At 69.9% G+C, this 25,452-nt stretch carries 26 protein-coding genes; 21 read left to right on the top strand and 5 right to left on the bottom strand.

Annotated elements, in window-relative coordinates; genetic code table 11:
- Nucleotides 1-5 precede the first annotated feature (5 nt).
- From WBG06_RS26095 to WBG06_RS26065, 7 genes are all read left to right on the top strand, one after another.
- On the top strand, nt 6-803 hold the full coding sequence (locus WBG06_RS26095; protein WP_336740679.1) for an SDR family oxidoreductase: 798 nt from the start codon (nt 6-8) through the stop codon (nt 801-803).
- Nucleotides 804-839: 36 nt separating this feature from the next.
- Nucleotides 840-1,394 (top strand): histidine phosphatase family protein, encoded by a 555-nt coding sequence (locus tag WBG06_RS26090; protein WP_336740677.1) that lies wholly within the window; start codon nt 840-842, stop codon nt 1,392-1,394.
- Between the two features lie 94 nt (nt 1,395-1,488).
- A complete protein-coding gene (locus WBG06_RS26085; RefSeq protein ID WP_336740675.1) occupies nt 1,489-2,673 on the top strand; it encodes a hypothetical protein in 1,185 nt (394 codons plus the stop codon).
- Nucleotides 2,660-3,355: a DUF6758 family protein gene (locus tag WBG06_RS26080; RefSeq protein ID WP_336740674.1), complete on the top strand. Its 696-nt coding sequence runs from the start codon at nt 2,660-2,662 to the stop codon at nt 3,353-3,355. Before WBG06_RS26085 ends, WBG06_RS26080 begins: the two co-directional genes overlap by 14 nt.
- Nucleotides 3,356-3,383: 28 nt before the next feature.
- Nucleotides 3,384-4,259, top strand: coding sequence for a PHP domain-containing protein (locus WBG06_RS26075; RefSeq protein WP_336740672.1), 876 nt, complete (start codon nt 3,384-3,386; stop codon nt 4,257-4,259).
- Nucleotides 4,256-4,855: a MarC family protein gene (locus WBG06_RS26070; RefSeq protein WP_336740671.1), complete on the top strand. Its 600-nt coding sequence runs from the start codon at nt 4,256-4,258 to the stop codon at nt 4,853-4,855. Before WBG06_RS26075 ends, WBG06_RS26070 begins: the two co-directional genes overlap by 4 nt.
- A 120-nt stretch (nt 4,856-4,975) precedes the next feature.
- Entirely contained in the window at nt 4,976-6,034 is a 1,059-nt protein-coding gene (locus tag WBG06_RS26065; RefSeq protein ID WP_336740669.1) for a hypothetical protein, read from the top strand.
- A 53-nt stretch (nt 6,035-6,087) separates the two neighbouring features.
- Here WBG06_RS26065 and WBG06_RS26060 read toward each other — a convergent pair whose 3' ends face one another.
- Nucleotides 6,088-6,852, bottom strand: coding sequence for an SDR family NAD(P)-dependent oxidoreductase (locus WBG06_RS26060; protein WP_336740668.1), 765 nt, complete (start codon nt 6,850-6,852; stop codon nt 6,088-6,090).
- A 196-nt stretch (nt 6,853-7,048) separates the two neighbouring features.
- On the opposite strand from WBG06_RS26060, the gene WBG06_RS26055 reads away from it, so the two are divergent.
- The gene (locus tag WBG06_RS26055; RefSeq protein ID WP_336740666.1) at nt 7,049-7,696 is read left to right on the top strand and encodes a L,D-transpeptidase; all 648 of its coding nucleotides are present in this window, start codon (nt 7,049-7,051) and stop codon (nt 7,694-7,696) included.
- Between the two features lie 135 nt (nt 7,697-7,831).
- Here the strand turns inward: WBG06_RS26055 and WBG06_RS26050 are convergent, their stop codons facing one another.
- A complete protein-coding gene (locus WBG06_RS26050) occupies nt 7,832-9,295 on the bottom strand; it encodes a DEAD/DEAH box helicase (protein WP_336740664.1) in 1,464 nt (487 codons plus the stop codon).
- Nucleotides 9,296-9,470: 175 nt separating this feature from the next.
- Here WBG06_RS26050 and WBG06_RS26045 point away from each other — a divergent pair, with 175 nt between their 5' ends.
- Both WBG06_RS26045 and WBG06_RS26040 read left to right on the top strand, forming a co-directional pair.
- Complete coding sequence (locus tag WBG06_RS26045; protein ID WP_336740662.1) at nt 9,471-10,172, top strand: ferritin-like fold-containing protein; 702 nt, start codon at nt 9,471-9,473, stop codon at nt 10,170-10,172.
- Nucleotides 10,162-11,232, top strand: coding sequence for a C39 family peptidase (locus WBG06_RS26040; RefSeq protein ID WP_336740660.1), 1,071 nt, complete (start codon nt 10,162-10,164; stop codon nt 11,230-11,232). The genes WBG06_RS26045 and WBG06_RS26040 overlap by 11 nt, the downstream gene beginning before the upstream one ends.
- Nucleotides 11,233-11,297: 65 nt before the next feature.
- Here the strand turns inward: WBG06_RS26040 and WBG06_RS26035 are convergent, their stop codons facing one another.
- From WBG06_RS26035 to WBG06_RS26025, 3 genes are all read right to left on the bottom strand, one after another.
- Nucleotides 11,298-11,609 carry a hypothetical protein gene (locus WBG06_RS26035; protein WP_336740658.1) on the bottom strand — a complete coding sequence of 104 codons (312 nt, stop codon included), beginning with the start codon at nt 11,607-11,609 and terminating at the stop codon, nt 11,298-11,300.
- A 148-nt stretch (nt 11,610-11,757) separates the two neighbouring features.
- Nucleotides 11,758-11,979 carry a DUF3107 domain-containing protein gene (locus WBG06_RS26030; RefSeq protein WP_091052608.1) on the bottom strand — a complete coding sequence of 74 codons (222 nt, stop codon included), beginning with the start codon at nt 11,977-11,979 and terminating at the stop codon, nt 11,758-11,760.
- 251 nt (nt 11,980-12,230) lie between these two features.
- Complete coding sequence (locus tag WBG06_RS26025; protein WP_141795302.1) at nt 12,231-12,863, bottom strand: TetR family transcriptional regulator; 633 nt, start codon at nt 12,861-12,863, stop codon at nt 12,231-12,233.
- A gap of 127 nt (nt 12,864-12,990) precedes the next feature.
- Between WBG06_RS26025 and moeZ the strand changes: the two genes are divergently transcribed.
- The 11 genes from moeZ (at nt 12,991) to WBG06_RS25970 (ending at nt 25,308) form a co-directional block, all read left to right on the top strand.
- Nucleotides 12,991-14,205, top strand: coding sequence for an adenylyltransferase/sulfurtransferase MoeZ (gene moeZ, locus WBG06_RS26020; protein WP_336740653.1), 1,215 nt, complete (start codon nt 12,991-12,993; stop codon nt 14,203-14,205).
- Nucleotides 14,206-14,386: 181 nt separating this feature from the next.
- Nucleotides 14,387-14,677, top strand: coding sequence for a hypothetical protein (locus WBG06_RS26015; protein WP_336740651.1), 291 nt, complete (start codon nt 14,387-14,389; stop codon nt 14,675-14,677).
- Nucleotides 14,674-15,324 carry a class F sortase gene (locus WBG06_RS26010; RefSeq protein ID WP_336740650.1) on the top strand — a complete coding sequence of 217 codons (651 nt, stop codon included), beginning with the start codon at nt 14,674-14,676 and terminating at the stop codon, nt 15,322-15,324. Before WBG06_RS26015 ends, WBG06_RS26010 begins: the two co-directional genes overlap by 4 nt.
- A gap of 60 nt (nt 15,325-15,384) precedes the next feature.
- Nucleotides 15,385-16,254, top strand: coding sequence for a hypothetical protein (locus WBG06_RS26005; protein WP_336740648.1), 870 nt, complete (start codon nt 15,385-15,387; stop codon nt 16,252-16,254).
- A 48-nt stretch (nt 16,255-16,302) separates the two neighbouring features.
- On the top strand, nt 16,303-16,623 hold the full coding sequence (locus WBG06_RS26000) for an MGMT family protein (RefSeq protein ID WP_336740647.1): 321 nt from the start codon (nt 16,303-16,305) through the stop codon (nt 16,621-16,623).
- Nucleotides 16,623-17,288: a lysophospholipid acyltransferase family protein gene (locus tag WBG06_RS25995; RefSeq protein WP_336740743.1), complete on the top strand. Its 666-nt coding sequence runs from the start codon at nt 16,623-16,625 to the stop codon at nt 17,286-17,288. Before WBG06_RS26000 ends, WBG06_RS25995 begins: the two co-directional genes overlap by 1 nt.
- Before the next feature lie 132 nt (nt 17,289-17,420).
- Entirely contained in the window at nt 17,421-18,119 is a 699-nt protein-coding gene (locus WBG06_RS25990) for a hypothetical protein (protein ID WP_336740645.1), read from the top strand.
- Entirely contained in the window at nt 18,100-18,531 is a 432-nt protein-coding gene (locus WBG06_RS25985; RefSeq protein ID WP_336740643.1) for a cupin domain-containing protein, read from the top strand. The genes WBG06_RS25990 and WBG06_RS25985 overlap by 20 nt, the downstream gene beginning before the upstream one ends.
- 5 nt (nt 18,532-18,536) lie before the next feature.
- Nucleotides 18,537-18,827: a DUF1905 domain-containing protein gene (locus tag WBG06_RS25980; RefSeq protein ID WP_336740642.1), complete on the top strand. Its 291-nt coding sequence runs from the start codon at nt 18,537-18,539 to the stop codon at nt 18,825-18,827.
- 29 nt (nt 18,828-18,856) lie between these two features.
- Nucleotides 18,857-22,087 carry an ATP-dependent helicase gene (locus WBG06_RS25975; RefSeq protein WP_336740640.1) on the top strand — a complete coding sequence of 1,077 codons (3,231 nt, stop codon included), beginning with the start codon at nt 18,857-18,859 and terminating at the stop codon, nt 22,085-22,087.
- A 5-nt stretch (nt 22,088-22,092) separates the two neighbouring features.
- A complete protein-coding gene (locus WBG06_RS25970; protein ID WP_442945513.1) occupies nt 22,093-25,308 on the top strand; it encodes a UvrD-helicase domain-containing protein in 3,216 nt (1,071 codons plus the stop codon).
- Nucleotides 25,309-25,452: the final 144 nt, after the last annotated feature.

The following is a 25,452-nucleotide window of genomic DNA, read 5'->3' as shown; positions in this document are numbered from 1 at the left end:
ACGTCATGGCAGCAGTCAAGAAGGCACTCTTCGTCTCCGGTTCCGCCCAGGGGATCGGCAAGGCGATCATCGAGAAGTTCGCGGCCGAGGGCTGGTTCGTCGGCGTCTACGACATCGACGCCGACCAGGCCCGCGACGTCGCCGCGATGCTCGGGTCCGACAACGCCGTCGGTGGCGCCCTCGACGTCACCGACCCGGAGTCCTGGAAGGCGGCGCTCGAGGAGTTCGCCACCGCTGCCGGCGGCCGCCTCGATCTGCTGGTCAACAACGCCGGCATCCTGCGCGCCGGTCGCCTGGCCGACGTCGACCTCGCCCAGCACCACCAGACCATCGAGATCAACGTCAACGGCGTGATCAACGGCTGCCACACGGCCTACCCCTACCTGCGGGCCACCCCCGGCTCGGGCGTCATCAACGTGTGTAGCGCGAGCGCGATCTACGGGCAGCCGGAGATCGCGTCCTACAGCGCGTCGAAGTACGCCGTGCGGGGGCTCACCGAGGCGCTCGAGCTGGAGTGGCGCAAGGAGGGCATCCGGGTGCAGGCGGTCTGGCCGCTGTGGGTGAAGACCGCGATGACCGAGGACATCTCCGCTGCCGCGGCCGAGACGTTGGGCATCCGGCTCACCGTCGATGACGTCGCCGAGCAGGTCTGGGAGATGGCGCAGCCGCGCAAGGGGCTGCTCGGACGGGTACCGAAGGTGCACACCGCGGTCGGCTTCCCGGCCAAGGCGCTCTCGACCGCTGCCGATCTCGTGCCCGGCGTGCTCACCCGTGAGGTCAACCGGTTCATCAGCCGGTCCTGAGGCAGCGTCGCGCCGGTCGGCTGGTTGGATGGGGGCATGGCCCTCTACCTCGTCAGGCACGGCACCACCGAGTGGTCCCTCAACGGCCGGCACACCTCACGCACCGACCTTCCGCTCCTGCCCGAGGGCGAGGAGAGCTCGCTGGCGCTGGCGCCGAGACTCAAGGAGCAGACGTACGCATCGGTGCTGACGTCCCCGAGGCAGCGGGCCCGGCGTACGGCCGAGCTCGCGGGCTTCCCCGAGGCGGTCGTCACCGACGACCTGGTCGAGTGGGACTACGGCGACTACGAGGGCATCACGACCGAGGAGATCCACCGGACCGATCCTGACTGGAGCCTGTGGACCTCGGTCACGCCCGGCGGAGAGCCCGCGGCCGCCGTCCAGGAGCGGCTGGGCCGCATCGTGGAGGCCGCCCGCGAGCGCGACGGCGACACCCTGGTCTTCTCCCACGGGCACGCGCTGTGCGCGCTCGCGGCGGTGTGGCTGGGGCTCCCGGTCAGCGAGGGACGGCTCTTCCGGCTGGACACCGCCAGCGTCTCGATGTTGGACACCTACCACGGCCACCCGGTGGTGAAACATTGGAATACATAACGTGTCCATAGCTCGCCCGGGTGGTATCACGCAGACCGATGTGATCCCCTGATCTGGCGGCCGTACCATCCCGCGGCCGCCCGAGGAGGCAGCGGTGGCACGTCGTGTGATCGTCCATGTCGGCGCGATGAAGTCCGGCACCACATCCTTGCAGCATGCGCTCTACGCGCACCGGGAGCACCTGGCCGGCCTGGGCATCCTCGTCCCGGGCACGACCTGGCGGGACCAGGCGGACGCGGTCTGGAACCTGCGCGGACGCGAGACGTCGCTGGCCGGCGACCGCTCGATCGAAGGCTCCTGGCAGCGTCTCGTCGACGAGATCGACGCCTGGCCGGAGACGGCGGTCGTCTCGGCCGAGCTCCTCGCGCCGGTCGGCGACGACGTCGTGGCGAAGGTCGTGGCGAGCCTGGGCGCTCCCGAGATCGTGCTGTCCGTACGCGACCTCAACCGCAACCTCCCCGCGATGTGGCAGGAGGTCGTCCAGAACGGCGAGGTCTGGGCCTGGTCCGACTTCGTCGCCTCGGCCCGGGTGCGGCGCCCGCGGCGGCCGCTGCCGGACGTGCTGACGGCCGCCAGCCGGTTCTGGAGCGAGCAGGACGTGGTCGCGATCGCTCGGCGCTGGAGTGCCGCCGGTCCCGTGCACGTCGTGACCGTCCCCGGGCCGGGCGCACCTCGTAGCGCCCTGCTGGAGCGGTTCGGCGAGGTGATCGGCTTCTCCTTCGAGGACGTCCGTACGCCGCGGCCCCAGAACGCATCGCTCGGTGTCGTACGCACCGACCTGCTGCGTCGACTCAACCTGGAGCTCGACGCGCGCGACCTGAGTTTTCCGGCCGGCATCCGGTTGCGCAAGCACGTGCTCGCCAAGAAGCTGATGCCCGGCCTCGACGTCGCCGACGAGCGTATCGGTCTCCGGGTCGAACCATGGGTCGAGAAGGCCGCGGACCAGCAGGTCACGGCGCTGCAGAAGCTGGGCGTGCGTCTCCACGGGGACTGGTCGGACCTGATGCCGGTCGAGGTGGACGGTGCCGATCCGTCCGCGGTCACCGCGGACGAGATCGTGCCGGTGGCAGTGGCCACCCACGTGGAGCTGCGGGCGTGGTTGGTCCATCGGGCGGAGACCAGCCCGCGGCAGGGATGGGGGCCCGAGACCGTCCCGGAGTGGGCACCCGGCCATGCCGTCCCCGCGGATCGAGCGGCCGCTGAAGCGGTCGAAGCACTCGCCGACCTGGTGGAATGGGCGGTCCGTCGCACTCGTGCGAAACAGGATGCCCGCGCTTGACCGAACCGGCAGGAGGCGTCACCGTGGTGTGGTGGCCCTAGCGGTTGGCTGTCCACGCTGCTCGACGCCGGTGGCAAGCATCGGCACCGGCGGCGGTCGGGCGTGCCCCGAGCATGGTGTGGTGACGCCGCTGTGGCGGTCCGAGACACCGTCCTACGAGGATCTGGTGCAGATTCTCTCGCTGGCCGGCGATGTGCCCACCTACGTCCCCTGGCCGGTCGAGTCGGGTTGGTCGATCGCCGATCTCGCCGTCGTGGGCGACGAGGGCAAGGGCGCGGCGACGCTGCTCACCTGGACCGGGGTGACGCCGGACGACGGACCGGTCGAGATGACCGTCGTCACCGAGGAGGCCGGCGTCGGGCTGGGCGCCAGGTGCGCACGTACGGACGGCCCTGATCCCGGCATCGAGGCCTGCACCGGCCCGCCCACCACCCGGGTCCGTGTCGGCGGGCAGATGGTGCCGCTGTGGCCGATCACGCAGTGGACCAACGGCGCCGAGGAGTGGGAGCGGTCGGTGATGGTCGGCGAGGCCGCCGGCCGCTGGCTGTGGCTGGTCTTCCGCCCGGCCACCGCGATGCTGATGCTCCAGGACGGCTGGCATCTGCGCCAGGTCGACGATCTCGGCGTCCAGATGGTCGAGCTGCCCTTCGGCGGGGCCGGCGGATCCTGGTGGAACCACTAGCACGCCGTCGGCCCACTAGGATGTGCGGGTGCGCATCGACCTCCACACTCACTCGCGAGTGAGCGACGGGACCGATTCGCCCACCGAGCTGGTGCAGGCGGCGAAGGCCGCGGCGCTCGATGTGGTCGCGATCACCGACCACGACACCGCTGGCAGCTGGGACGAGGCGGCCGCGGCCGCCGCCGATGCCGGGATCGAGCTGGTGCGTGGCATGGAGATCAGCACCAGCCTCGCCGGCCACGGCGTGCACCTGCTGGCCTACCTGCCCGACCCGACCTACCCGCCGCTGGTCGAGGAGTTGGCCCGCGTCCTCGCTGGCCGCGACGGCCGGCTGCCGCTGATGCTGGATCGGTTGGCGCGGCTCGGCATCGTGGTCTCGCTCGATGACGTCGCCGCAGTCTCCGGTGACGCCGCCGCGTCGGGGCGCCCGCATCTCGCCGACGCGCTCGTCGCCAAGGGCTATGTGGCCAGTCGCGAGGAGGCGTTCAACCGCTACCTCGGGGCGGGGAAGCCTGCCTACATCAACCGCTACGCGGCCCCGCTCGAGCCGATGATCCGCACCGTTGCCGCCGCCGGCGGGGTCACCGTGATCGCCCACCCGTGGGGGCGTTCCGGACACGAGCAGCCGGACGAGGCGGCCCTCTCCGCACTCGTCGATGCAGGGCTGTCCGGGCTCGAGGTCGACCACCAGGACCACACCCCCGAGACCCGCGACAAGCTGCGGGTGATCGCCCGCAACCTGGACCTCGTGGTGACCGGATCCAGCGATTACCACGGCACCGGGAAGGTGGGCCACCATCTGGGAGTGAACACCACTGCACCGGCCGAGTACGAGCGGCTCCTGGAGCGTGCCGCCGCAGCCTCGGCCGCCTCCGGACGAGCCACCCCCGAGGTCGTACGTTGACCGAGATCTTCGTCTCCACGTTCGTGACGCTCTTCGTGATCATGGACCCGGTCGGCACGATCCCGATCTTCCTGTCGCTGACCGCGGGGCAGTCACCGGGCAAGCAGCGCCGCGCGGCGCTCCTCGCCGTCGCGGTCTCCTTCCTGGTGATCACGATCTTCGCGCTCTTCGGTCAGGCGATCCTGCACTTCCTGCACATCTCGCTCGAGGCGCTGCAGTGCGCCGGCGGCCTGCTCCTGCTGCTGGTCGCCCTCGAGCTGCTCACCGACAACTTCGACGACCCTGTCGCCGCGGCCGGGGCCAACGTGGCCATGGTTCCGCTCGGCACCCCGCTCCTGGCCGGCCCTGGCGCGATCGTCGCCACCATGGTCTTCGCCCAGGACGTCGACTCCGTCGGGACCGCGTTCGGGCTGGGGCTCGGCCTCATCGTCGTCCACATCGCCCTTCTGATCGCGATGGTCTTCTCCATCCCGATCCTCAAGGTCCTCAAGGAGTCCGGCGTCCTGCTCATCACCCGCATCGCGGGTCTGCTCCTCTCCGCGATCGCCGTCCAGATGGTCGCCGACGCGGTCACGACCTTCATCGCGAACGCCTGAGGGTCGCTGCTGGGCCGGTTCCAGACGTACGCGCCCTTCTACCGGCAGGTAACGGGCGCGAACGTCTGAAACCACTTCTGGCGGGCAGGAGTGTCGGTGGTCGCATCGATGATGTGAGTCATGAGCCCACGGCCCGCGCACGTCCAGCCGCCCGAGATGGTCGGGCGGCCAGGGCTGGTGCGCCCCGTGCGGGTCGACCGCGCGGGCATGGGTGGGCCGACCCCGAAACAGGCGCGGGGACGGGGCTGGCGCCGGTCGTCGCGCGGCTTCTACGTTCCTGCGCACGTCGACCCAGACTCTCCTCAGCAGCGGGTCCTCGAGGCCTCGGTGCTGGTGCCGGAGGACGGCGCACTCACCGGTTGGGCGGCGCTGGCCTGGCGCGGGGTGAGATGGGTCGACGGCTGCGACGAGGGCGGTCACCCGCGTCCGGTCGCCGTCGTCACTCCGGGTTGCCGCGTCCGGGCCCGCCCTGGGATCGAGGTGAGCCACGAGCGGCTCCTGCGTGGCGAGCGTGAGAGCCACGACGGGGTGGTGATCACCGGGCCGCTCCGGTCCACCGCGTTCGAGGTCAGGCGTGCGCCGTCGCCGCTGGAGGCGGTGCGATGGCTCGACCTGGTGCTCGCGAGCGATCTGATCTCGCTCAAGGAGATGTCCGCCTACGCCGACGAGCTCACTGCGTGGGCCGGGATCGACCGACTCCGGTGGGCCCTTCGGTGTGCTGACGAGAACGTGTGGTCCCCGGCCGAGGTCGACCTGCGTCTGACCTGGGCCGTCCGTATGGGGCTCACCGACATCGTCTGCAACCGTCCGGTGTTCGACCTGGAAGGCCGCCATATCGGCACCCCCGACGTGCTTGACCTGCAGGCCGGGGTGGTCGGGGAGTATGACGGCGAGCTGCATCTGGTCGGCAGGCAGCGCGCGAAGGATCTGCGGCGCGAGGGCGCTTTCAGGCGAGCGGGCCTGGAGTACGTCACGATGGTCGCCTCCGACCGCGGTGATCCCAGCGACTTCATCCGCCGGACCTGGGAGGCGCGGACTCGGGCGAGACGTACGCCGGTGAGCGAGCGTGGCTGGACGCTCACCCCGCCACCCTGGTGGGTGCCCACGAACACGGTGGCGGAGCGTCGCGCACTGACGGATCGGCAGCGGAGACGCTTCCTCCGACTCCGCGCCGGTTAGTTTCAGACGTACGCGCCCTTCTACCGGCAGGTAACGGGCGCGAACGTCTGGGACTACTTGCGTCCGAGGGACTGGAACTTCTGCAGGACCCCGGAGGGGACCACCCGGGCGGCCGTGGCGAGGGCCTTGTAGCGCTTGCTCGGGATCGAGAAGGTCTTGTCGGCGTCGTAGTCCTCGAGCGCTTCGCGGACCAGGTCGTCGACGTTGAGCCACATCCAGGCGGGAGCGGAGTCGTAACCGGAGCCGAGGCGCTCGTGGAACTCGGTCTTGGTGAACCCCGGCAGCAGCGCCATCACCTTGATGCCCTTGCCGGCGTATTCGTTGTGGGCCCACTCGGTGAAGGAGTTGATCCACGCCTTGGCCGCCGAGTAGGTGCCGCGGGGGAGGTAGGAGGCCACGGAGCCGACGTTGATGACGCCGCCGTGGCCGCGGGCCACCTGGGCGCCCAGCGCGGCGTGGGACAGCCGCAGCGGCGCGATGACGAGCACCTGCGTCATCGCGGTCTCCTCGTCTGCGGTGTTGTTGAGAAAGCGGCGCTTGAGACCGTGGCCGGCGTTGTTGACCAGCAGGTCGACCGGGTGCTCGGGGTCGGCCAGTCGGGCCTCGACCCGGGCGAGGTCGGCACTGTCGGTCAGATCTGCGCGGAGGACCTCGACGCCGATGCCGTGAGCATCCGTCAGCTCCTTCGCCACGCCGTTGAGACGCTCCTCGTCACGGGCGACGAGGACGAGGTGGTGACCTCGGGCGGCGAGCTGCTGGGCGAAGGCCAGGCCGATGCCGGCGGTCGCGCCGGTGACCAGGGAGGTGGGGTTCGACATGGGGCAATCCTGCCACCACCGGACCCGGCGCGGACCCCGGTACAGAGCGGTGGGTTCGTCAGCGGAATCACGGTTTCTGTCTGTCGTGTGACAGTTGACTTGCGGTCACTGGAGTTTGGATGATGTTCAACGTGGATTTCGCATGCGGACTCGGGCGCGTGATGGAGAAGTGAGCGCCGGCGGGCGGCATCGGACGGTGAGGCCTCGGCCCCTCCGGCGCACCAAGACCCTCTTCGCTGCGTCCTTGCTGACCGCGGCCGGGCTGTACGGCGGGACCGAGATCATCGCCGAACCCGCGGCCGACGGTCGCACCAGCACGGCCGACAGCGAGGTGAAGCTCGGTGGCGGCGAGGAGGTCCGCTCACCGGTCTGGCCCCACGACGCCCAGCGGGACGCGGGCATCAACCGCCACGTCGACGCCCGGATGGCGGCCGCGGAGAAGACGCTTCCGGCCGATTCCGGCACCGGTCGACGGGCGGTCTTCTCGATCAGTCGTCAGCGCGTCTGGATCGTCTCCGCCGCCGGTCGGTCGCTGCGTACGTATCCGGTCTCGGGCAGCGTCTACGACAACCTGAAGCCGGGCACCTACCGGGTCTTCTCCCGCTCCGAGCGCGCACGGGGGATCGACGACTCGGGCACGATGAAATGGTTCGTACGCTTCACCCGAGGCCCCAACGCCGCGATCGGGTTCCACAACATCCCGGTGGACAAGGGCAAGCGCGTGCAGACCCGAGCCCAGCTCGGCACCCCCTTGTCACACGGGTGCATCCGCCAGGCCGAGCCGGACGCGAAGGCGATGTGGCGCTTCGCGCGGATCGGCACCAAGGTCGTCGTGACGGAGTAGGCCCGGGCCTGTTGCTTCATCGAGGCATGCAGACGAACGCACACATCCCCAGCGGAACTCCGCTGGGGATGTGTGCGTTGACCTGCATACCCTTCGACAGGCTCAGGACACCGCCTTGATGAAGCTCCGGGGTGCTCAGTCCGCCTTGGCGGCCGAGCCGGAGGAGCGGCGACGACGACGGCGGCGGGGGGTGGAGTCCTCCGACTTTGCCTCTCCGTCGGCGGGCATTTCGGCCGGCTCGGCAGTCGGGGCAGCGGTCTTCTCGAGGACCTGGCCACCGCGCGAACGGGTGCGCTGGCGGTTGCGGTTGCGGGGAGCGCGCTCGCGCTTCTCCCCGTCCGTGCCGGCGTCCTTGTCTTTCGGCTTGTCGGCGGGCTTGTCCGGCGTGGCCTTCTTGATCCGGCCCTTGGTGCCCTTCGGGATGCCCATGTCGTGAAGGAAGTGCTCCGAGGAGGAGTAGGTCTCCTGGGGCTCGTCGAAGGGAAGATCGAGCGCCTTGTTGATCATCTTCCACTTGTGGAGGTCGGCCCAGTCGACCAAGGTGACTGCGACACCGGAGGCGCCGGCGCGGCCGGTGCGGCCGATGCGGTGGACGTAGGTCTTCTCGTCGTCCGGGGTCGTGTAGTTGACCACGTGGGAGACGCCGGTGACGTCGATGCCGCGAGCGGCGACGTCGGTGGCCACCAGGACCTCGACCTTGCCGTCACGGAACTTCTGCATCACCCGCTCGCGGGCGGCCTGCTGCATGTCCCCGTGCAGGGGAGAGGCCGGGAAGCCGCGGTCGGCGAGGTCGTCGGCGACGCGCTGTGCCTGTCGCTTGGTGCGGGCGAAGACGACGACCTTGTCGTGGTCCTCGCACTGCAGCAGGCGGCCGATCATCTCGGGCTTGTCGAGGTCGTGGGCCTGGTAGACGAACTGGGCGGTGGCGGGCACCGTCTCGCGCTCGGTGGAGGACTCCGCGCGGATGTTCATCGGGTGGCGCATGTAGGAACGCGCCAGCGCCACGATCGCGCCCGGCATCGTGGCCGAGAAGAGCATCGTCTGGCGGGTCTCCGGGGTGAGGGTGACCAGCTTCTCCACATCGGGCAGGAACCCGAGGTCGAGCATCTCGTCGGCCTCGTCGAGAACGAGGGCATGCACGTGGGAGAGGTCGAGGATCTTCCGGTTGGCCAGGTCGATCAGGCGGCCGGGGGTGCCGACGACGATGTCGACACCCTTCTCGAGCGCCTCGATCTGGGGCTCGTAGCCGGCGCCGCCGTAGACGGTCAGCACACGCAGGCCACGGTCCTCGGAGATCAGCGAGACCTCGGCGGAGACCTGCATGGCCAGCTCGCGGGTCGGGGCCACGATCAGCGCCTGCGGCTTGCCCTGGGGGAGGTCGATGTAGTCGGGGTCCTTGGGGGACACGCTGCGCTGCACGACCGGGATGCCGAAGGCCAGCGTCTTGCCGGAGCCGGTGCGGGCCTGGCCGATCAGGTCGGTGCCCTGGAGAGCGACCGAGAGGGTCATCTCCTGGATGGCGAAGGGGGTGGTGATGCCTTTGCGCTCGAGCGGAGCGCAGATCTCGGGGTGAACACCGAGGTCCTTGAACGTTGTCATGATTTGGTCGCTACTCGCTTGTCTCATCGAATGCGGCGAGCGACTCACGGGTGTCTCGAGCTTGTCGAGCGAGTGCCACGCCGCGCACATACGGGAACCAGACCACCGCGATACAGATGGTGAGCATCAGCGGTGCTGGGTCGGTCAAAAAGCATTCTATCGGTAGGGTTCTCCCGTGGTTGCATCCTCAGAGTCCACGGGTCCCCAGGACCCGTTCGGTGATCCCGTCTACAAGGCTGCCGTCATCGACCTCCTGGGAGCGGTCGCCTACGGCGAGGTCTCGGCGGTCGAGCGGCTGACCGACGACGCCAAGATGGCGCCCTCGCTGGAGGACAAGACGGCCCTGCTCGCGATGGCGGCGGCACAGCACGCCAAGATCCAGCCGGTGCTCGACCGGCTGGAGGAGCTCGGTGCCGACTCCTACGCGGCGATGGAGTCGCTGCGCGAGGGGTTCGACGAGTTCCACGTCCACACGAAGCCTGCCGACTGGTGGGAGTCGCTGGTCAAGGCCTACGTCGGGGACGGGCTCGCCAACGACTTCTACCGTGAGATCGCCGGATTCCTCGACGAGGACACCCACAAGCTCGTGGTGACCACCCTCGAGGACGCCGGCCGGGCCGACTTCGTGGTGGACCGGGTCCGGGCCGGCATCGAGGCCGACCATCTCATCGGCGGGCGGCTGGCCCTGTGGGGTCGTCGCCTGATGGGGGAGGCGCTCACCCAGGCGCAGCACGTGGCGGCCACCCGTGAGGGGCTCAGTGAGCTGATCACCGGCGACCACCTTCCCGGTCTCGACCTCGGCACGATCGGCGAGATGCTGACCCGGCTCACCCAGCGTCACGTCGAGCGTATGGGCAAGCTCGGGCTTGAGCACTGACAGCATCGACGTCTTCTGGACCGGCTGGTCAGCGGCGCAGATCGCTCCTGCCGCCGGGGTGTGGACCTCTCCCGAGGTCAGTCCCGGGTTCTCCTTCGACGAGCTGATCGCCTCCTGGAACGTGAGGACGCCGGCCGGTTCCTGGGTGGAGGTCGCGGCGCAGGTAGTGACCGAGTCAGGGATCCGGAGCGGCTGGCTGGTGCTGGCCCGCTGGTCCTCGGACCCGGCCTTCACCTCCACCTCCGTCGGCGGCCAGGACGACGCAGTCGCGGTCGCGGCCGACGACACCATCCTGGCCCGGGACGGGCACAGGTTCACGGCGTTCTCCCTGCGTCTGAGCCTGCACGGCCCTGCCGGGAGCCTGCCGCGGGCGAGCCTGCTCGGGGCGATGGTCTCGGCGAACGCCCGGGACTCGGCTCCGGCGCCGGGGACGGTGCGGCCCGGTGCGGTCGTGGGTGGCGTACCGGCTTATTCGCAACAGCTCCATCGTGACCGCTATCCGCACTGGGACGGCGGCGGCCAGTCGTGGTGCAGTGCCGCCTCGACGGCCATGATCGCCGACTTCTGGGGCGTCGGTCCGACGCCTGACGAGACCGCCTGGGTGGACTACGAGACCCCCGACCCGCAGGTGCCGTTCACCGTGCGGGAGGTCTACGACGAGTCCTTCGGCGGTGCCGGCAACTGGGCCTTCAACACCGCCTATGCGGGTGCCCGCGGGCTGGTCGCGTACGTCACCAGGCTCCGCTCCTTCGCCGAGGCCGCCCGGTTCGTCGAGGCCGGGATCCCGCTGGTGCTCGCCGTCTCGCACCAGGAGGGCGAGCTGACCGGCGCCGGGTACGTCACCAACGGGCACCTGCTCGTGCTGACTGGCTTCGACGGCGCGGGCAACCCGGTCGTCCACGACCCTGCTTCCCACCGGATCGCCAGCGACGACGAGGTGCGGGCGACGTACGACCTCGGTGAGCTCGACCGCGCCTGGTCCCGCTCCGGGCGGGTCGTCTATGTCATCCGGCCGCCGGAGGTGGCACTGCCGGAATCATCGGCTCAGCCCAACTGGTGAGGTGATACACCAAGCGGCCCCACCCCGGAGGGGCGGGACCGCTTTCAGGTGACCTGGGGTGTGGCTCAGGCCTTGGACTTTCCGGTGATCCCTGCGGCGACGACGACCGCGATGGCTGCCACGACGACCTGCCAGAGGTGACGCCACCAGTCGATGCCCTTCGACGTGTTCCACATGTCGTAGTTCGGGTTGCCCGCGACGTTGCCCGCGACGCCGAAGATGGCGTAGTAGATCCAGCCGCCGACGAGCATGCCGACGATGCCGCAGACCACGACGAGCCAGAACGGAATGTTGTCCCGGCTGCCCGGGGCGAGGAACTTGCCAAGCAAACCGATGACGACGCCGCCGATGAGGGTGACGAGAATGGTCCCGATCATGCCTAATCCCTTCAGGTTGAGATGGGCGCCATGAATGCGCCTATCCCTCGATAGTGCACCTGTTGGGACCTGATTGCACGGACATACATGGCCTGGGGCCGGATATCGGCACAGGAATCAGGGCCATCCCTGATTGCACCGCCCTGAATCAGCCGGCGAACCCGACCTTGCCGACCTTGGCAGGTCCGATCTCGATGTAGGCGAGCTTCTCGGTCGGGACGATGACCTTGCGGCCCTTGCTGTCGGTCAATGCGAGCACAGCACCGCCGCCGAGGGCGTCGGCGATGAGCTTCTCCACCGACTCGCTGGACTCCTCGGTCTCTACGACGAGCTCACGGGCGGCCTGCTGGACGCCGATCTTGACCTCCACGGGTCCTCCTTGCGATGAAGTGAACGATGCTCAGGAATCCTCTCACAACGACCCAGCGCCCAGTGCCGGAGCGCCCCTCGTCTGGACGCAGCGCAGTGAGGAGCGCCAGCGACGAACGAAGCGGAGGAAGACGAGGGTCAAGCGGAGGTGCTGCGCGAATTGCGAAGCAATCGCCACAAGTACAGCGCTGCGCGAATTGCGAAGCAATCGCCACAAGTACAGCGCTGCGCGAATTGCGAAGCAATCGCAAACTAATCAGTTTTCGGGTAGCCGCCGATGCCGCGCCAGGCGAGACCGGCGACCAGACGTGCAGCGTCGGCCTGGGAGAGGTCGCCGTTGTTGTGGAGCCAGTAGCGGGCGCTGACCTGGATCTGGCCGACGAGGCCCACGGCGAGCAGGTGAGAGGCGGTCGCGGCGAAGCCGGTGTCCTCCGCGATGACCTCCGCGATGACCTCGGCGCACTCGTTGGTGACCCGGTCGACCTGCTCGCGTACGGCGGGGTCGTTGGTCAGGTCGGACTCGAAGACGAGCCGGAAGGCGCCGGACTCGGAGGCCACGTAGTCGTAGAAGACCTCGACGGTGCGGGCCACGCGCTCCTTGTTCTCGTCGGTCGACGCCAGGGCCTCCCGGCAGCGGTCGATGATCTCGTTCGCGGACTTCTCCAGGAGGGCGAGGTAGAGGTCGAGCTTCCCGGGGAAGTGCTGGTAGAGAACGGGCTTCGAGACCCCGGCCCTCTCGGCGATGTCGTCCATCGCGGCGGCGTGGAAGCCGTAGGCGACGAAGACCTCGAGAGCGGAGTCGAGAAGCTGGGCTCGTCGCTCCGTTCGGGGCAGTCGGGCCCCTCGCGGTCGAGTGGGGTCGAGCTCGGATTGGTGCGTGGTCACCCCAGCAGCCTACCCGCTGGTACTCGGATCGCGGGACGCGTCGTTGCCTTGTCCACGGATGAGGGAACATGGAGAAGTGCCCGCGGTGTTCAAGCAGGCATACGTACGTCCGAACTGAGGAGCCGTTGTGTCCCTAGCCCCGCTCGTGGAGCCCGCTGACGAGCTGACGATCGACGAGGTGCGCCGCTACAGCCGCCACCTCATCATCCCCGACGTCGGCATGGACGGGCAGAAGCGCCTGAAGAACGCCAAGGTGCTGGTCATCGGTGCCGGCGGCCTCGGCTCGCCCGCCCTGCTCTACCTGGCCGCGGCCGGTGTCGGCACCCTCGGCATCGTCGAGTTCGACGAGGTCGACGAGTCCAACCTGCAGCGCCAGATCATCCACAAGCAGTCGACGGTCGGTCAGCCGAAGGCCGACTCGGCCGCGGCTGCGATCCGGGAGGTCAACCCGTACGTCGAGATCGTGCTGCACAACGTGCGGCTCGACAACGACAACGTGCGCGAGATCTTCGCCGGCTACGACCTGATCGTCGACGGCACCGACAACTTCGCGACCCGCTACATGGTCAACGACGCGGCCTACTTCCTGGGTATCCCGTACGTCTGGGGCTCGATCTACCGCTTCGACGGCCAGGCCTCGGTGTTCGCGCCGACCCTGACGGACGACGCCCCGTGCTACCGCTGCCTCTACCCGGAGCCCCCGCCCCCGGGCATGGTCCCCTCCTGCGCCGAGGGCGGCGTGCTGGGTGTGCTCTGCGCCTCGATCGGGTCGATCCAGGTCAACGAGGCCATCAAGATGCTGACCGGCATCGGCGAGCCGCTCGTCGGCAAGCTGATGATCTACGACGCACTCGAGATGGAATACCGCAAGCTGAAGGTCCGTAAGGACCCCAACTGCGCGCTGTGCGGCGAGAACCCGACGGTCACCGACCTGATCGACTACGACGCCTTCTGCGGTGCGCTCTCCACCGAGGCGGCCGACGCGGCGGCCGGCTCGACCATCTCGGTCACCCAGCTCTCCGAGATGATCAAGGAGCGCGAGGAGGGCAGCCGCGACTTCGTGCTCGTGGACGTGCGCGAGCCGAACGAGTACGAGATCAACAAGATCCCGGGCGCCGTCCTGATCCCGAAGGGCGAGTTCCTCAACGGCAACGCGATCCCGCAGGTCGCCGAGCTCACCGGCGACGGCGCCAAGCCGCTCGTGTTCCACTGCAAGAGCGGCGTACGCAGCGCCGAGGTGCTCGCGATCGCCAAGGGCGCCGGCTACGCGGACGCGGTCCACGTCGGTGGTGGCGTGGTGGCGTGGGTCAACCAGATCGACCCGTCGCAGCCTTCGTACTGACCAGTCACTCATCAACGAGGTCTCGACAGGATCGACGACCGGATTTACTGAACTGTTGGCCAGCGGTGGCCCCTCTGGGGCCGCCGCTGGCTTTATCTGTGCGTGGCGGAACCGATAGTTTTGCGACCGCAGCTGCGGGGGGCGGAGTTGCATCAATGCCCGAACCTCGGAGGATTCGACGTTGTCCACACGCGCTCGTCTCAGCGCGACGCTCGCCGGTGCCACCTTGGCCGGCGGACTGTTTCTCGGTGCCCCTGCCCACGCGAGCGATCAGGTCGAGGAGCCGGCCTCCGGCGCGGCCGTCGGCACGGCGATCGACCCGGAGAGGCTGGAGTCGAACGTCGCGGACCCGACCCGCGGCGTACCTCCGTCCTATGTCTTCGCCGGGGTCGGTGCTCTGCTGATGGGAGCAGGGGCAGGACTGGCCGTCCGTCGCAAGCGCGCTGAGGCTGTGGCACGCTCGGCCGAGTGAGCCCTGGCTACCACCCCCACGAACCTCCCCGTCGTCCCAGCCTGAGGACCTTCCTCGGGGAGGTCTTCGTCGTCGTCCTCGTGGTCGCGGTCGCGGTGCTCGGCTATGCCGCGTACGACTACTACATCAAGATCGACGAGGCGCAGAAGGACACGGCGACCCTGCCCGCCACGACGTCCTCGATCCCGGCCGAGGCGCTGGCCGAGGTGCCGAAGAAGAAGGGCAAGGTACGCGGCGTCTCCATCCCCACCCTCAACGTGCACGCCGACGTGGTGCCGTTGGCGATGGAGGGCGGCACGCTCACCCCGCCCGCCGACGCTGCCCTCATGGGGTGGTGGAAGGGCGGCGCCAAGCCCGGGGCCGACAAGGGGTCGGTGCTGATCGTCGGCCACACCCTGCACAACGGCGGCGGCATCCTCGACCGGCTGGGCGAGGTGAAGGAGGGCGAAGAGATCGTCGTACGGACCAAGAACGACGAGTTCCGCTACACCGTGCGGTCCGTTCGGGACCTCACCAAGGAGCAGGTCGCCAAGCGCAGCAAGAGGCTCTTCGACCCGGACGGGGAGCCTCGGCTGGTCGTGGTGACGTGCGACGACTGGGACGGCACCTCCTTCCAGGGCAACACCGTGGTGGTGGCGGTTCCGTAACCCAGGGGCGCATCGGCTCGTTACCTGTGAGTCACATCACCTAGAGAACGAGGCCCCCACATGCTCCGCACCCGCCGTTCGGTACGCCGCGCCGCCGCCATCGCAGCCGGCACGCTCACCGCCGCTCTCGTGCCCGCCCTGATCCCTGCTCCCGCCCACGCCTGGGCGCCGGCCGACACGGCCACGATCACCCCGGGCGTCCAGATGTACACCCAGGGTGCCCAGTGCACCTCCAACTTCGTCTTCGCCGACTCCGCCGCCAACGTCTACGTCGGCTACGCCGCCCACTGTGCGGGTCTCGGTGAGGCCACCGACACCAACGGCTGTGCCGCCGAGTCGCTTCCGCTGGGCACGCCGGTGACCTTCAACGAGGGCGGTTCGCTGCTGAGCGAGGGCACCGTCCTGGGCAAGGGGAAGCTGGCCTACTCCTCCTGGCTGACCATGAAGCAGAAGGGCACCAAGGACGAGAACACCTGCGCCTACAACGACTTCGCCCTGGTCAAGGTGGACGCCGCCTCCGTCGGCAAGGTCAACCCGAGCGTGCCGATCTGGGGCGGCCCGACCGGCATCGACACCGACGGCACCGCGGCCGGCGACAAGGTCTACTCCTACGGCAACTCCTCGGTGCGCGCCGACATCGACCTGCTGTCGCCGAAGATCGGCTTCTCGCTCGGTGACGACGTCAACGGCACCCGCTGGTCGCACCCGCTCTACAACGTCACCCCCGGCATCCCCGGCGACTCCGGCTCCGGCTTCCTGAACGCCGAGGGCAAGGCGGTCGGCACGCTGTCGACCCTGGGTCTGCTCCCGCTCGCCGGATCCAACAACATCGGTGACATGGACCTCGAGCTGGAGTACGCCCAGGCGAACTCGGGCATCTCCGGTCTGCGCCTGGTGCACGGCACGGAGCCGTTCAGCCCCATCCTCTGAGCCCAGCCCTTCGAGCACAGCCTGTGACGTCGCGCTAGCCTGCCGGACATGAGCGACCGGGAGGCGTACGTGGAGGCCGTGCTGCGTATCGTCGAGCAGATCCCACGCGGGCAGGTGACGACGTACGGCGCGATCGCGGACGCCCTCTTCGACGAGTTCGGGGGCGGTCCGCGGCAGGTCGGTTCGGTGATGGCGCGCGAGGGCGCCGGGATGCCGTGGTGGCGGGTGGTGCGGGCCGACGGCTCGCTCCCCGCTTCCCACGGCGAGGAGGCCCGGCAGGCCTATCTCGAGGAGGGCACGCCGCGTCGTGTCTCGGGGGCGGTGGACCTGCGCCAGGCGATGTGGCTGCCGCCTACGATGCTCTCGTGATGTATCGCGTCCTCCACGCCGTCGTGCCACCCCTTCTCCGGGCCGTCTGGCGCCCCACGGTGCTGGGAGCCGAGAACGTCCCGCGCTCCGGCGGGGTGATCCTGGCCAGCAACCACCTCAGCTTCGCCGACTCGATCGTGATCCCGTCGGTCTCGCCCCGGCCGGTGCACTTCCTGGCCAAGTCCGACTACTTCACCGGCACCGGCCTCAAGGGCGCTGCGCAGCGGGCGTGGTTCGAGGGCATGGGGATGCTGCCGGTGGACCGCGACGACCCGCAAGCGGCGCTCGGCTCGCTCGAGGTGGCCCTCGAGGTCCTCGGCAAGGGCGAGGCGTTCGGGATCTACCCGGAGGGCACCCGGTCGCGCGACGGGCGGCTCTACCGCGGGCGTACGGGGGTCGCGCACCTGGCGCTGACCGCCGGCGTACCCGTGGTGCCGGTGGGTCTGCGGGGGACCGCGGAGCTCCAGCCGGTGGGGTCGAGCCTGCCGCGACTGGCGAAGGTCACCGTCGAGTTCGGGAAGCCGATCCAGGTGACCGGCCGGTTCGACGGCGTACCTCTGGGCAAGGCGCGGCGGGTCATCACCGACGAGGTGATGGCGGCGATCGCGGCGCTGAGCGGCCAAGAGGTGGCCGGGGTCTACAACGAGCGGCCCGCCGACGCCTGACCCCCGGGTGGTCGAGCTTGTCGAGCGTTGTATCGAGCTTGTCGAGATGACCCCTGTTGCGCCGAGGCGAGAACGGGCGCATCCTGGAAGGTGACCCAGCACACCGATGGGCTAGCAGCCGAGGTGAGACAGATGGCCACCACGACCGTGCTGCAGGACGAGCTGCGGCACAAGCACGACGAGCTCGCCGAGCGCCTGGCCAACGCCCGGAGCGTCATCATCAGGCCCGAGCAGACCCTTCGGGGCTGCCCGCCGATCGACCAGTTCAATGCCGGCACGGCTCGACACCTGCACGCGGTGGACGAGGCGCTCCTTCCAGCGGTCTCCGCCCACTGCGAGAGCGGAGCAGACCTGGTCCATCACTATCTCCCCACCGCGCGGCACCTGGAGGTGCTGCTCTTCCATGTGAAGGCGCACGAGTACGGATCCACCTGGGAGACCACCCACGGCTGGCCGACGCTGTGGGGCGAGGTCGACGAGGCGCTCGAGGCCCAGCGGGAGAAGGAGGAGGAGCTCGTCACGCATCTTGCCGAAGAGGCCGCCGACGACGAGCTCATCCTGGTCGCCGAACGACTCGCGGCGGCCGAGCGCAGAGCACCCTCCCGTCCGCACCCGCGTCTCCCGCACACCGGCCTGCCCGGAAAGGTCGTACGCCGCGTGGCCCGCCCCGTCGACGCGATCTCGGACGCGGTGGAGAGCCGTGCGGTCGGAGGTCCGAAGCCGCTGCCGCACAAGAAGCCGGGCCTGTTCTGGCAGTACCTGCTCGGCGACCCGCGCTTCCCCGACGATCCAGCCGACCAGACCCGGCACAATGAGCCGGGTGACCGCTGACCCCATCACCTCTGCTCTCGATCTCGCACCGCACCCGGAGGGCGGCTCGTTCCGTCAGACCTGGGCCGCGCCCGAGACCGTCACCCTGCCCGACGGACGGGTGCGTCCGACCGCGACCCTGATCTACTTCCGGCTCCTCGCCGGGGAGTCGTCCGCGTGGCACCGCGTCAGCTCCGACGAGATCTGGCTGGCGCACACGGGCGTGGTGTCCCTGCAGTACGGCGGCAGCGGCTCGGCGCCCGTCGAGGGCGAGACCGTGCTCGTCGGGGTGGACCTCGCGGCCGGCCAGGCGCCGCAGGCCGTCGTGCCGGCGGGGGAGTGGCAGCGTACGCTCCCCTCGGCCGAGGATGCGCTCGTCTCCTGCCTGGTCTCGCCCGGGTTCGACTTCGACGACTTCGAGCTCGCGGAGTAGGGACGGTGGAGTACGCCTTCGAGGGAGCCGTGATCGAGTGGCGCGGGCCGGCGCCGTTCTACTACGTGCCCATGCCCGTCGAGGACGCCCAGGACCTCAAGGAGGACGCCCGGGGTCTGGAGTACTGGGGTCAGGTCGCCGTCACCGCCACCATCGGCGAGACGACCTTCACCACCGCGCTCTTCCCCAAGGACGGCACCTATCTGCTGCCGTTGAAGGTGGTCGTGCGGAAGGCGGAGGGGATCGACCTCGACGACGTCGTCGCGGTGCGGATGAGGTTGGGGCACGATGCCTGAGTGTCGGTGCTCTCTGATTGGCTGGTCCCGTGAGTGTCGCCTACCGCCTTGCCCCGCCGCCGAGTGCGGCCGCAGTGCCGGTGCTCGACGAGCATCAGCGGTCGGTCGTGGAGCATCCCGGCGGACCGCTGCTGGTGCTGGCCGGGCCCGGGACGGGCAAGACGACCACGCTGGTGGAGGCGGTGGTCGACCGGATCGAGAACCGTGGCGTACGACCCGACCAGCTGCTGGCGCTGACCTTCTCCCGCAAGGCGGCTGAGCAACTGCGCGACCGCGTGACGGCGCGGCTGGGGCGGACGCTGTCCGGGGCGGTCTCCTCGACGTTCCACTCCTTCGCCTACGGACTGGTGCGACGCTACGCCCCGGCCGAGCTCTACGCCGCTCCGCTGACCCTGCTCTCAGCCCCCGAGGCCGACGTCGTGCTGCAGGAGCTGCTCGCCGACCACCCGGAGTCGGTGCGGTGGCCGGAGAGGTTCCGGATGGCGGTCGGCACGCGCGGGTTCGCGCGCGAGGTGCAGACCGTGATCGCGCGGGCGCGTGAGCGCGGGCTCGACCCCGACCAGCTGGTGGCGCTCGGCCGTGACGAGCGCATCGAGGAGTTCGTCGCGGCGGGATGGTTCCTGGAGCAGTATCTCGACGTGCTCGGCGCCCAGTCGGCCATCGACTACCCCGACCTGATCATGCGCGGGGTGATCGAGGCCGAGCGGCACGCGGCTGAGCTCCGGGCCGAGTTCACCTGCGTGTTCGTCGACGAATACCAGGACACGGATCCGTCGCAGGTCGCGCTGCTGCAAGCACTCGCCGGCGACGGGCGCGACCTGATCGTCGTCGGTGACCCGGACCAGTCGATCTACGGTTTCCGCGGCGCGGACGTCAACGGGATCCTCGACTTCCCGTCGCAGTTCCTGACCCGCGAGCGTCGACACGCCCCGGTGGTTGCCCTGGGGACGACGCGTCGGTTCGGGTCGCGGTTGCTGCGGGCCTCGCGGTCCATCGCCGCCGGGATCTCGGTGCGCGGCTCGATCCCGGGCGCGGCCTACGAGGTGTTTCGCAACCCGCATCCGCTGGCGTCCGACCCGGGGCGCGCCGAGGTGCTCACCTTCGACACCGACCGCGCCGAGACGGAGCACATCGCCGACCTGCTCCGCCGGGCGCACCTCGAGGACGGCATCGACTGGTCCGACATGGCCGTCCTGGTGCGCTCCGGTCGCACCTCGATCCCGCAGCTGCGCCGGTCGCTGACCGCTGCCGGCGTCCCCGTCGAGGTCGCCGCCGACGAGACGCCCTTGGTGCGTGAACCCGCCGCCGCGGTCCTCCTCGACGCGCTCGGCGTGGTCGTGGACGCCGATGTCGAGTCCGACCTGGACGAACGCTACGTACGTCCCGAGCGTTGCGAGGAGCTGCTCACCGGCCCGCTCGGCGGCCTCGACGCCACCGACGTCCGCGCGCTCACCCGCACCCTGCGGGCTCGTTTTCCGGATGTCTCCGCCCACGATCTCGTCCGACGCGCCGTGCTCGATCCGTCGCTGCTCGTCTCGGACGCGGACGGCGAGGGTGAGGAGCGGGTGCTGGGGCGCGTACGACGGCTGGCGGCGCTTCTCGCCGAGGCCCGGGCGGCGCTGAAGGACGGCGCCGGCGCCGAGCAGGTCCTGTGGACGTTGTGGGACGGGGCGGAGTGGGGCCCGCGGCTCCGGGCGCAGGTCGAGTCGGGCGGGCCCGCGGCGCGGCTGGCCCACCGCGACCTGGATGCCGTGGTGGCGCTCTTCGACACCGCCGCCAAGATCGAGGGTCGCCAGGAGTTCACCTCGGTCGAGACCTTCCTGGCCACGCTCCGTGCCCAGGAGATCCCGGCCGACACCCTGGCCGACAAGGGCGTACGCGGCTCCGCGGTGCGGCTGCTCACCGCCCACCGCTCCAAGGGGCTGGAGTGGCGACTTGTGGTCGTCGCTCATGTCCAGGACGGGGTGTGGCCCGACCTGCGGCGCCGCGACTCGCTCCTCGGGCCGGACCGGATCGCCCCGGCGTTGCCGGACGGCCGGCACGGTGGGCTGCTGCCGCCGCTCACCCGGTCGGCGATGCTCGCCGAGGAGCGCCGGCTCTTCTACGTCGCCGCCACCCGCGCTCGCTCCCGCCTGGTCGTGACCGCGGTGAAGTCGCCTGACGACGACGGCGACCAGCCGTCGCGGTTCATCAACGAGCTCGGCCTGCGTGATGACCAGATCCGTCACCGGGTCGGCAGGCCGTCACGGCCGCTGTCGCTGGCCGGGCTGGTCGCCGAGCTGCGTCGCACCGCCGCCGACCCGGCCCAGCCCACCGCGCTGCGCGAGGCCGCCGCGCGACGCCTGCAGAAGCTGGCCGCCACCGAGGTGCGTGGCAAGCGGATCGCACCCGCTGCGGACCCGTCGACCTGGTGGGGGCTCCGGGCCCCGACGTACGCCTCGGCCCCGGTCCGACCCGAGGACCGTCCGATCACGCTGAGCGCATCGGCGCTGGAGGCGATCCTGACCTGCCCCGCGCAGTGGTTCCTGGCGCGGGAGGCGGGTGGCGCGGTCACCGACTCCTCGAGCCAGGGGTTCGGCAAGGTGGTGCACGCGATCGCCGAGCAGCTCGCCCGCGGGCAGCTCGACGCGGCCAGCGTCGATGATCTGATGCCGTTCGTCGACGAGGTGTGGGGGCGGCTGGAGTTTCGTACCCCCTGGTCGGCGGCCCGCGAGCGTGAGGCGGTCCGCGAGGTGCTGGCGCGGTTCCTGACCTGGCATCGGCGACCCGGCGCGCGGACCGTCATCGGGTTCGAGGAGCAGCTCACCGCGAAGGTCTCGCTGCCCAGCGGGGAGACCGTGCGGCTCAACGGCTTTGCGGACCGGTTGGAGCTCGAGGAGCGTTCCGACGGCCCGGACCGGATCGTCGTCGTGGACCTGAAGACAGGGAAGTATCCGCCCACTGCGCAGGAGGTCAAGGAGCACGGCCAGCTCGGCCTCTACCAGCTGGCCGTGGAGCACGGCGCGGCCTCGTCCTTGGCGCCGGGCGCGACCTCCGGGGGAGCGGAGCTGATCCAGCTGCGCCACCCAGCGGGTTCCGGGAGCGAGCTGCCGAAGGTGCAGGTGCAGGCGCCGGAGCCGCCCGAGATCATCAACCAGCTGGAGAAGGCCGTGGCGACGGTGCGTGCCGAGGAGTTCGTGGCCAGGCCCGGCAAGCAGTGCGACCGGTGTCAGTTCGTGGCGCTCTGCCCGGCGCAGACCTCGGGATCGGTGCTCTCATGAACCCGATGAAGGTCGAGACCCCCGAGGAGCTCGCCAAGCTGATGGGCCACGACTGGCTCTACAGCGAGGAGCAGTTCCGCGCGATCACGGCTCCGTTGGAGCCGGCGGTGGTGATCGCCGGCGCCGGGTCCGGCAAGACCGCGGTCATGGCCGCTCGGGTCGTCTGGCTGGTCGCCACCGGTCGCGTACTTCCCGGGGAGGTGCTCGGTCTCACCTTCACCACCAAGGCGACCGCCGAGCTGGGCACCAGGATCCGGGAGTCGCTGCAGAAGGCCGGCCTGTGGCCGGAGCGACGCACGGAGGGTCCGCCGCTGCCCGGCAGCGAGGAGGAGGAACCGACCGAGCCGACAGTGGCGACCTACCACTCCTACGCCTCGGGGCTCCTCTCCGAGCACGGGCTGCGGATCGGCCACGAGCCCGACACCCGCCTGATCGCCGACGCGACCCGTTACCAGCTCGCCGCGCGGGCGGTGGCGCGGCACAGCCGCCCGGTGGAGAAGCTGAGCGACTCTCCCAAGCACGTCGTGCAATACCTGTTGGCACTCGACTCCGAGCTCTCCGAGCACCTGGTGGACCCGGCGACGCTACGGGCCTACGACCGCAACGAGAGGTCGCTGTTCGCGCTCGAGCTGGCCGACCTCGAGGCGCAGCTCGAGGACGGCAAGCGAGTCAAGACCAAGCTGACCAAGGTCGAGAAGGCGATCGACGCGATCGACAAGCGCTATGAGCTGCTCGACCTGGTCGACGGCTACCGGCGCCTCAAGGACCGGCTCGGGCTGATGGACTTCTCCGACCAGATCGCGCTGGCCGCCCGACTGGCCGTGGAGACGCCCGAGGTCGGGGAGATCGAGCGCGGGAAGTTCAAGGTGGTCCTGCTCGACGAATACCAGGACACCTCGGTGGCCCAGGCCCAGATGCTGGCGCGACTCTTCGGCGACGGGCACCCTGTGACTGCCGTCGGTGATCCCAACCAGGCGATCTACGGCTGGCGCGGTGCCTCGGTCAGCAACATCCTAGAGTTCGGCCGCGACTTCCCGACGAAGGACGGACGCCGCCCGGCCTACTCCCTGACCGTCAACCGCCGCTCCGACGCCCGCATCCTCGACACCGCCAACCATCTGGCCGCTCAGCTCTACGAAGGGCGCGAGAAGGAGCGGCTGGTCGCTGCCGAGGGAGCGCGCGACGGTGAGGTGCGGGTGCATGTCCACGAGACGTACGACGATGAGCTGCTCTGGCTCGCCGACCGGGTGATCGAGGCTCACGAAGCGGTCGGGGAGTGGAAGGAGATCGGAGTCCTGACCAGGGACAACTCGCAGGCGGCGGCGGTCTTCGACGCGCTCACCGCACGCGAGATCCCGGTCGAGATCGTCGGTCTGAAGGGGCTGCTCAGGCTGCCCGAGGTGGCCGAGGTCGTCGCGACCATGGAGCTGCTCCATGACGTGACCGCCAACGCCGCGCTGCTGACCTTGCTCGCCGGCCCGCGCTGGGCGATCGGGCCGCGCGACCTGGCCATCCTCGGCCGCAGATCACGTGACCTGGCCGGGGTCGTCGGTGGCGCGGAGGAGTTCGCCGGCATCGAGCGGCAGCTGGAGGCGGCCGTCGAGGGCACCGACCCCACCGAGATCCCCTCCCTCAACGACGCGCTGGAGGATCCTGGCGACCCGTCCGACTACGACTACTCACCGCAGGCGCGGGAGCGCTTCAAGCTCCTCGCCGACGAGCTCCGCGGGCTGCGGCGAGCCGTCAACGAGCCTCTCCTCGACCTGGTCCGCCGGATCATCGACGTCACCGGCATCGACGTCGAGCTGGCTGCCTCGGTCTCCCCGGCGGCCTCGGCCCGCCGCGACAACCTCGACCTGTTCGTCCAGGCGGTCGCCGACTTCGAAGGCCTCGACGGTCAGGTCACGCTCGCCGCGCTGCTGGCCTACCTGGAGGCGGAGGACGAATACGGTCAAGGCCTCGACGTCGCCACGCCGTCGGAGGCCGACTCGGTCAAGCTGCTCACCGTCCACCGCGCCAAGGGCCTGGAGTGGGATGTCGTCTTCCTGGTCGGGGTGACCCACAAGAAGTTCCCCACCGGCCAGACCCGCTCCTCGTGGCTGACCGTCCCGTCGGTGATGCCGGCCGCTCTCCGTGGCGACCGAGATGATCTGCCGCAGCTCCAGGGTCACGACGCCGACTCGATCGACGCGCTCCTCGCCGAGCGCAAGGAGCACGAGCGGGTCGAGGAGCTCCGGCTGGCGTACGTCGCCTGGACCCGCGCCCGCCACGTCCAGTTCGTCTCGTGCTGGCGTTGGTCGCCTGCCTTGAAGGAGGGACGCGGGCCGTCCCTCTACGTGGAGAAGACCCGTGAAGCGCTGCTCCAGTGGGGCGCCAAGCCCGACCGCTGGGCCGATGTGGTCGTCAAGGGCGAGGAAGAGAGCCCGTACGCTGCGCGGGAGGTCGACCTGCCCTGGCCGATCAACCACCACACCACCGAGGTCGAGCGCCGTCTGGAGGCGGCCAGGCTGGTCCGGGAGGTCGGCCCGGGGCCCGATGATCTCGACGATCTGACGCTGCTCGAGACGGTGAACCAGTGGGACGAGGAGATCGAGCGGCTCCTCACCGAGGCGGAGCGCGAGCGCGCCCCCGAGGTGATCGTGCCGCTGCCCTCCTCGCTGTCGGCCACCGCCATGTCGAAACTGCGCGACGACCCGCTCGGCTTCGCCGCCGACCTGGTCCGCCCCATGCCACGCAAGCCGTCCTCCCAGGCCCGCTTCGGCACCCGTTTCCACGCCTGGGTCGAGGCTCGCTTCGGCCAGCAAGACCTCTTCGACCCCGATGACCTACCCGGCCGCGCCGACCACGGCATCGAGGACGAGTCCGGTCTCGAGGAGGTCATCACCGCCTTCGAGCAGGGCCCGTTCGCCGACCGCCCCCCGTTCCGCGTCGAGGCCGCCTTCGCCATCGTCCTGGCCGGCCAGGTCGTACGTGGTCGGATCGACGCGGTCTACCAGGAACCCGACGGGAGCTTCCTGATCGTGGACTGGAAGACCAACCAGTCCCAGAACGCCGATCCGCTCCAGTTGGCTCTCTACCGGCTCGGGTGGGCTGAGCTGATGGGGGTGCCGTTGGCGCGGGTTCGAGCGGCGTTCTACTACGTGCGGTCTGGTCGGTTGGTCGAGCCTTCTTCGCTTCCTGGGCGGGGGGAGTTGGAGGGGATCTTGGGCGGAGGGCGTTAGCGTCATTCTCTTTTTGCCCGGGTTTGGTTGGGGTGTTTTTCGGGTTGGCCTCTGCCGCCGACCCTTCTTCGAGGGTCTTCTCGACGTGCCCCGGAGTCAAGGACGGCCTTTGGCCGCCGGCTTCGCCGGTCGCCTTCGGCGATC

The organism is Nocardioides sp. CCNWLW239 (genome assembly GCF_037137035.1).
Lineage (GTDB): Bacteria > Actinomycetota > Actinomycetes > Propionibacteriales > Nocardioidaceae > Nocardioides.
Note: the sequence above shows the minus strand (reverse complement) of the source record. Positions and strands in the feature narration are given on the sequence as shown.

Coding starts and splice junctions, on each gene's coding strand:
- WBG06_RS26095 (WP_336740679.1), top strand. CDS start 6: ATGGCAGCAGTCAAGAAGGCACTCTTCGTCTCCGGTTCCGCCCAGGGG.
- WBG06_RS26090 (WP_336740677.1), top strand. CDS start 840: ATGGCCCTCTACCTCGTCAGGCACGGCACCACCGAGTGGTCCCTCAAC.
- WBG06_RS26080 (WP_336740674.1), top strand. CDS start 2,660: ATGCCCGCGCTTGACCGAACCGGCAGGAGGCGTCACCGTGGTGTGGTG.
- WBG06_RS26065 (WP_336740669.1), top strand. CDS start 4,976: ATGAGCCCACGGCCCGCGCACGTCCAGCCGCCCGAGATGGTCGGGCGG.
- WBG06_RS26060 (WP_336740668.1), bottom strand. CDS start 6,852: ATGTCGAACCCCACCTCCCTGGTCACCGGCGCGACCGCCGGCATCGGC.
- WBG06_RS26050 (WP_336740664.1), bottom strand. CDS start 9,295: ATGACAACGTTCAAGGACCTCGGTGTTCACCCCGAGATCTGCGCTCCG.
- WBG06_RS26035 (WP_336740658.1), bottom strand. CDS start 11,609: ATGATCGGGACCATTCTCGTCACCCTCATCGGCGGCGTCGTCATCGGT.
- WBG06_RS26005 (WP_336740648.1), top strand. CDS start 15,385: ATGCTCCGCACCCGCCGTTCGGTACGCCGCGCCGCCGCCATCGCAGCC.
- WBG06_RS26000 (WP_336740647.1), top strand. CDS start 16,303: ATGAGCGACCGGGAGGCGTACGTGGAGGCCGTGCTGCGTATCGTCGAG.
- WBG06_RS25995 (WP_336740743.1), top strand. CDS start 16,623: ATGTATCGCGTCCTCCACGCCGTCGTGCCACCCCTTCTCCGGGCCGTC.
- WBG06_RS25990 (WP_336740645.1), top strand. CDS start 17,421: ATGGCCACCACGACCGTGCTGCAGGACGAGCTGCGGCACAAGCACGAC.
- WBG06_RS25985 (WP_336740643.1), top strand. CDS start 18,100: ATGAGCCGGGTGACCGCTGACCCCATCACCTCTGCTCTCGATCTCGCA.
- WBG06_RS25970 (WP_442945513.1), top strand. CDS start 22,093: ATGAAGGTCGAGACCCCCGAGGAGCTCGCCAAGCTGATGGGCCACGAC.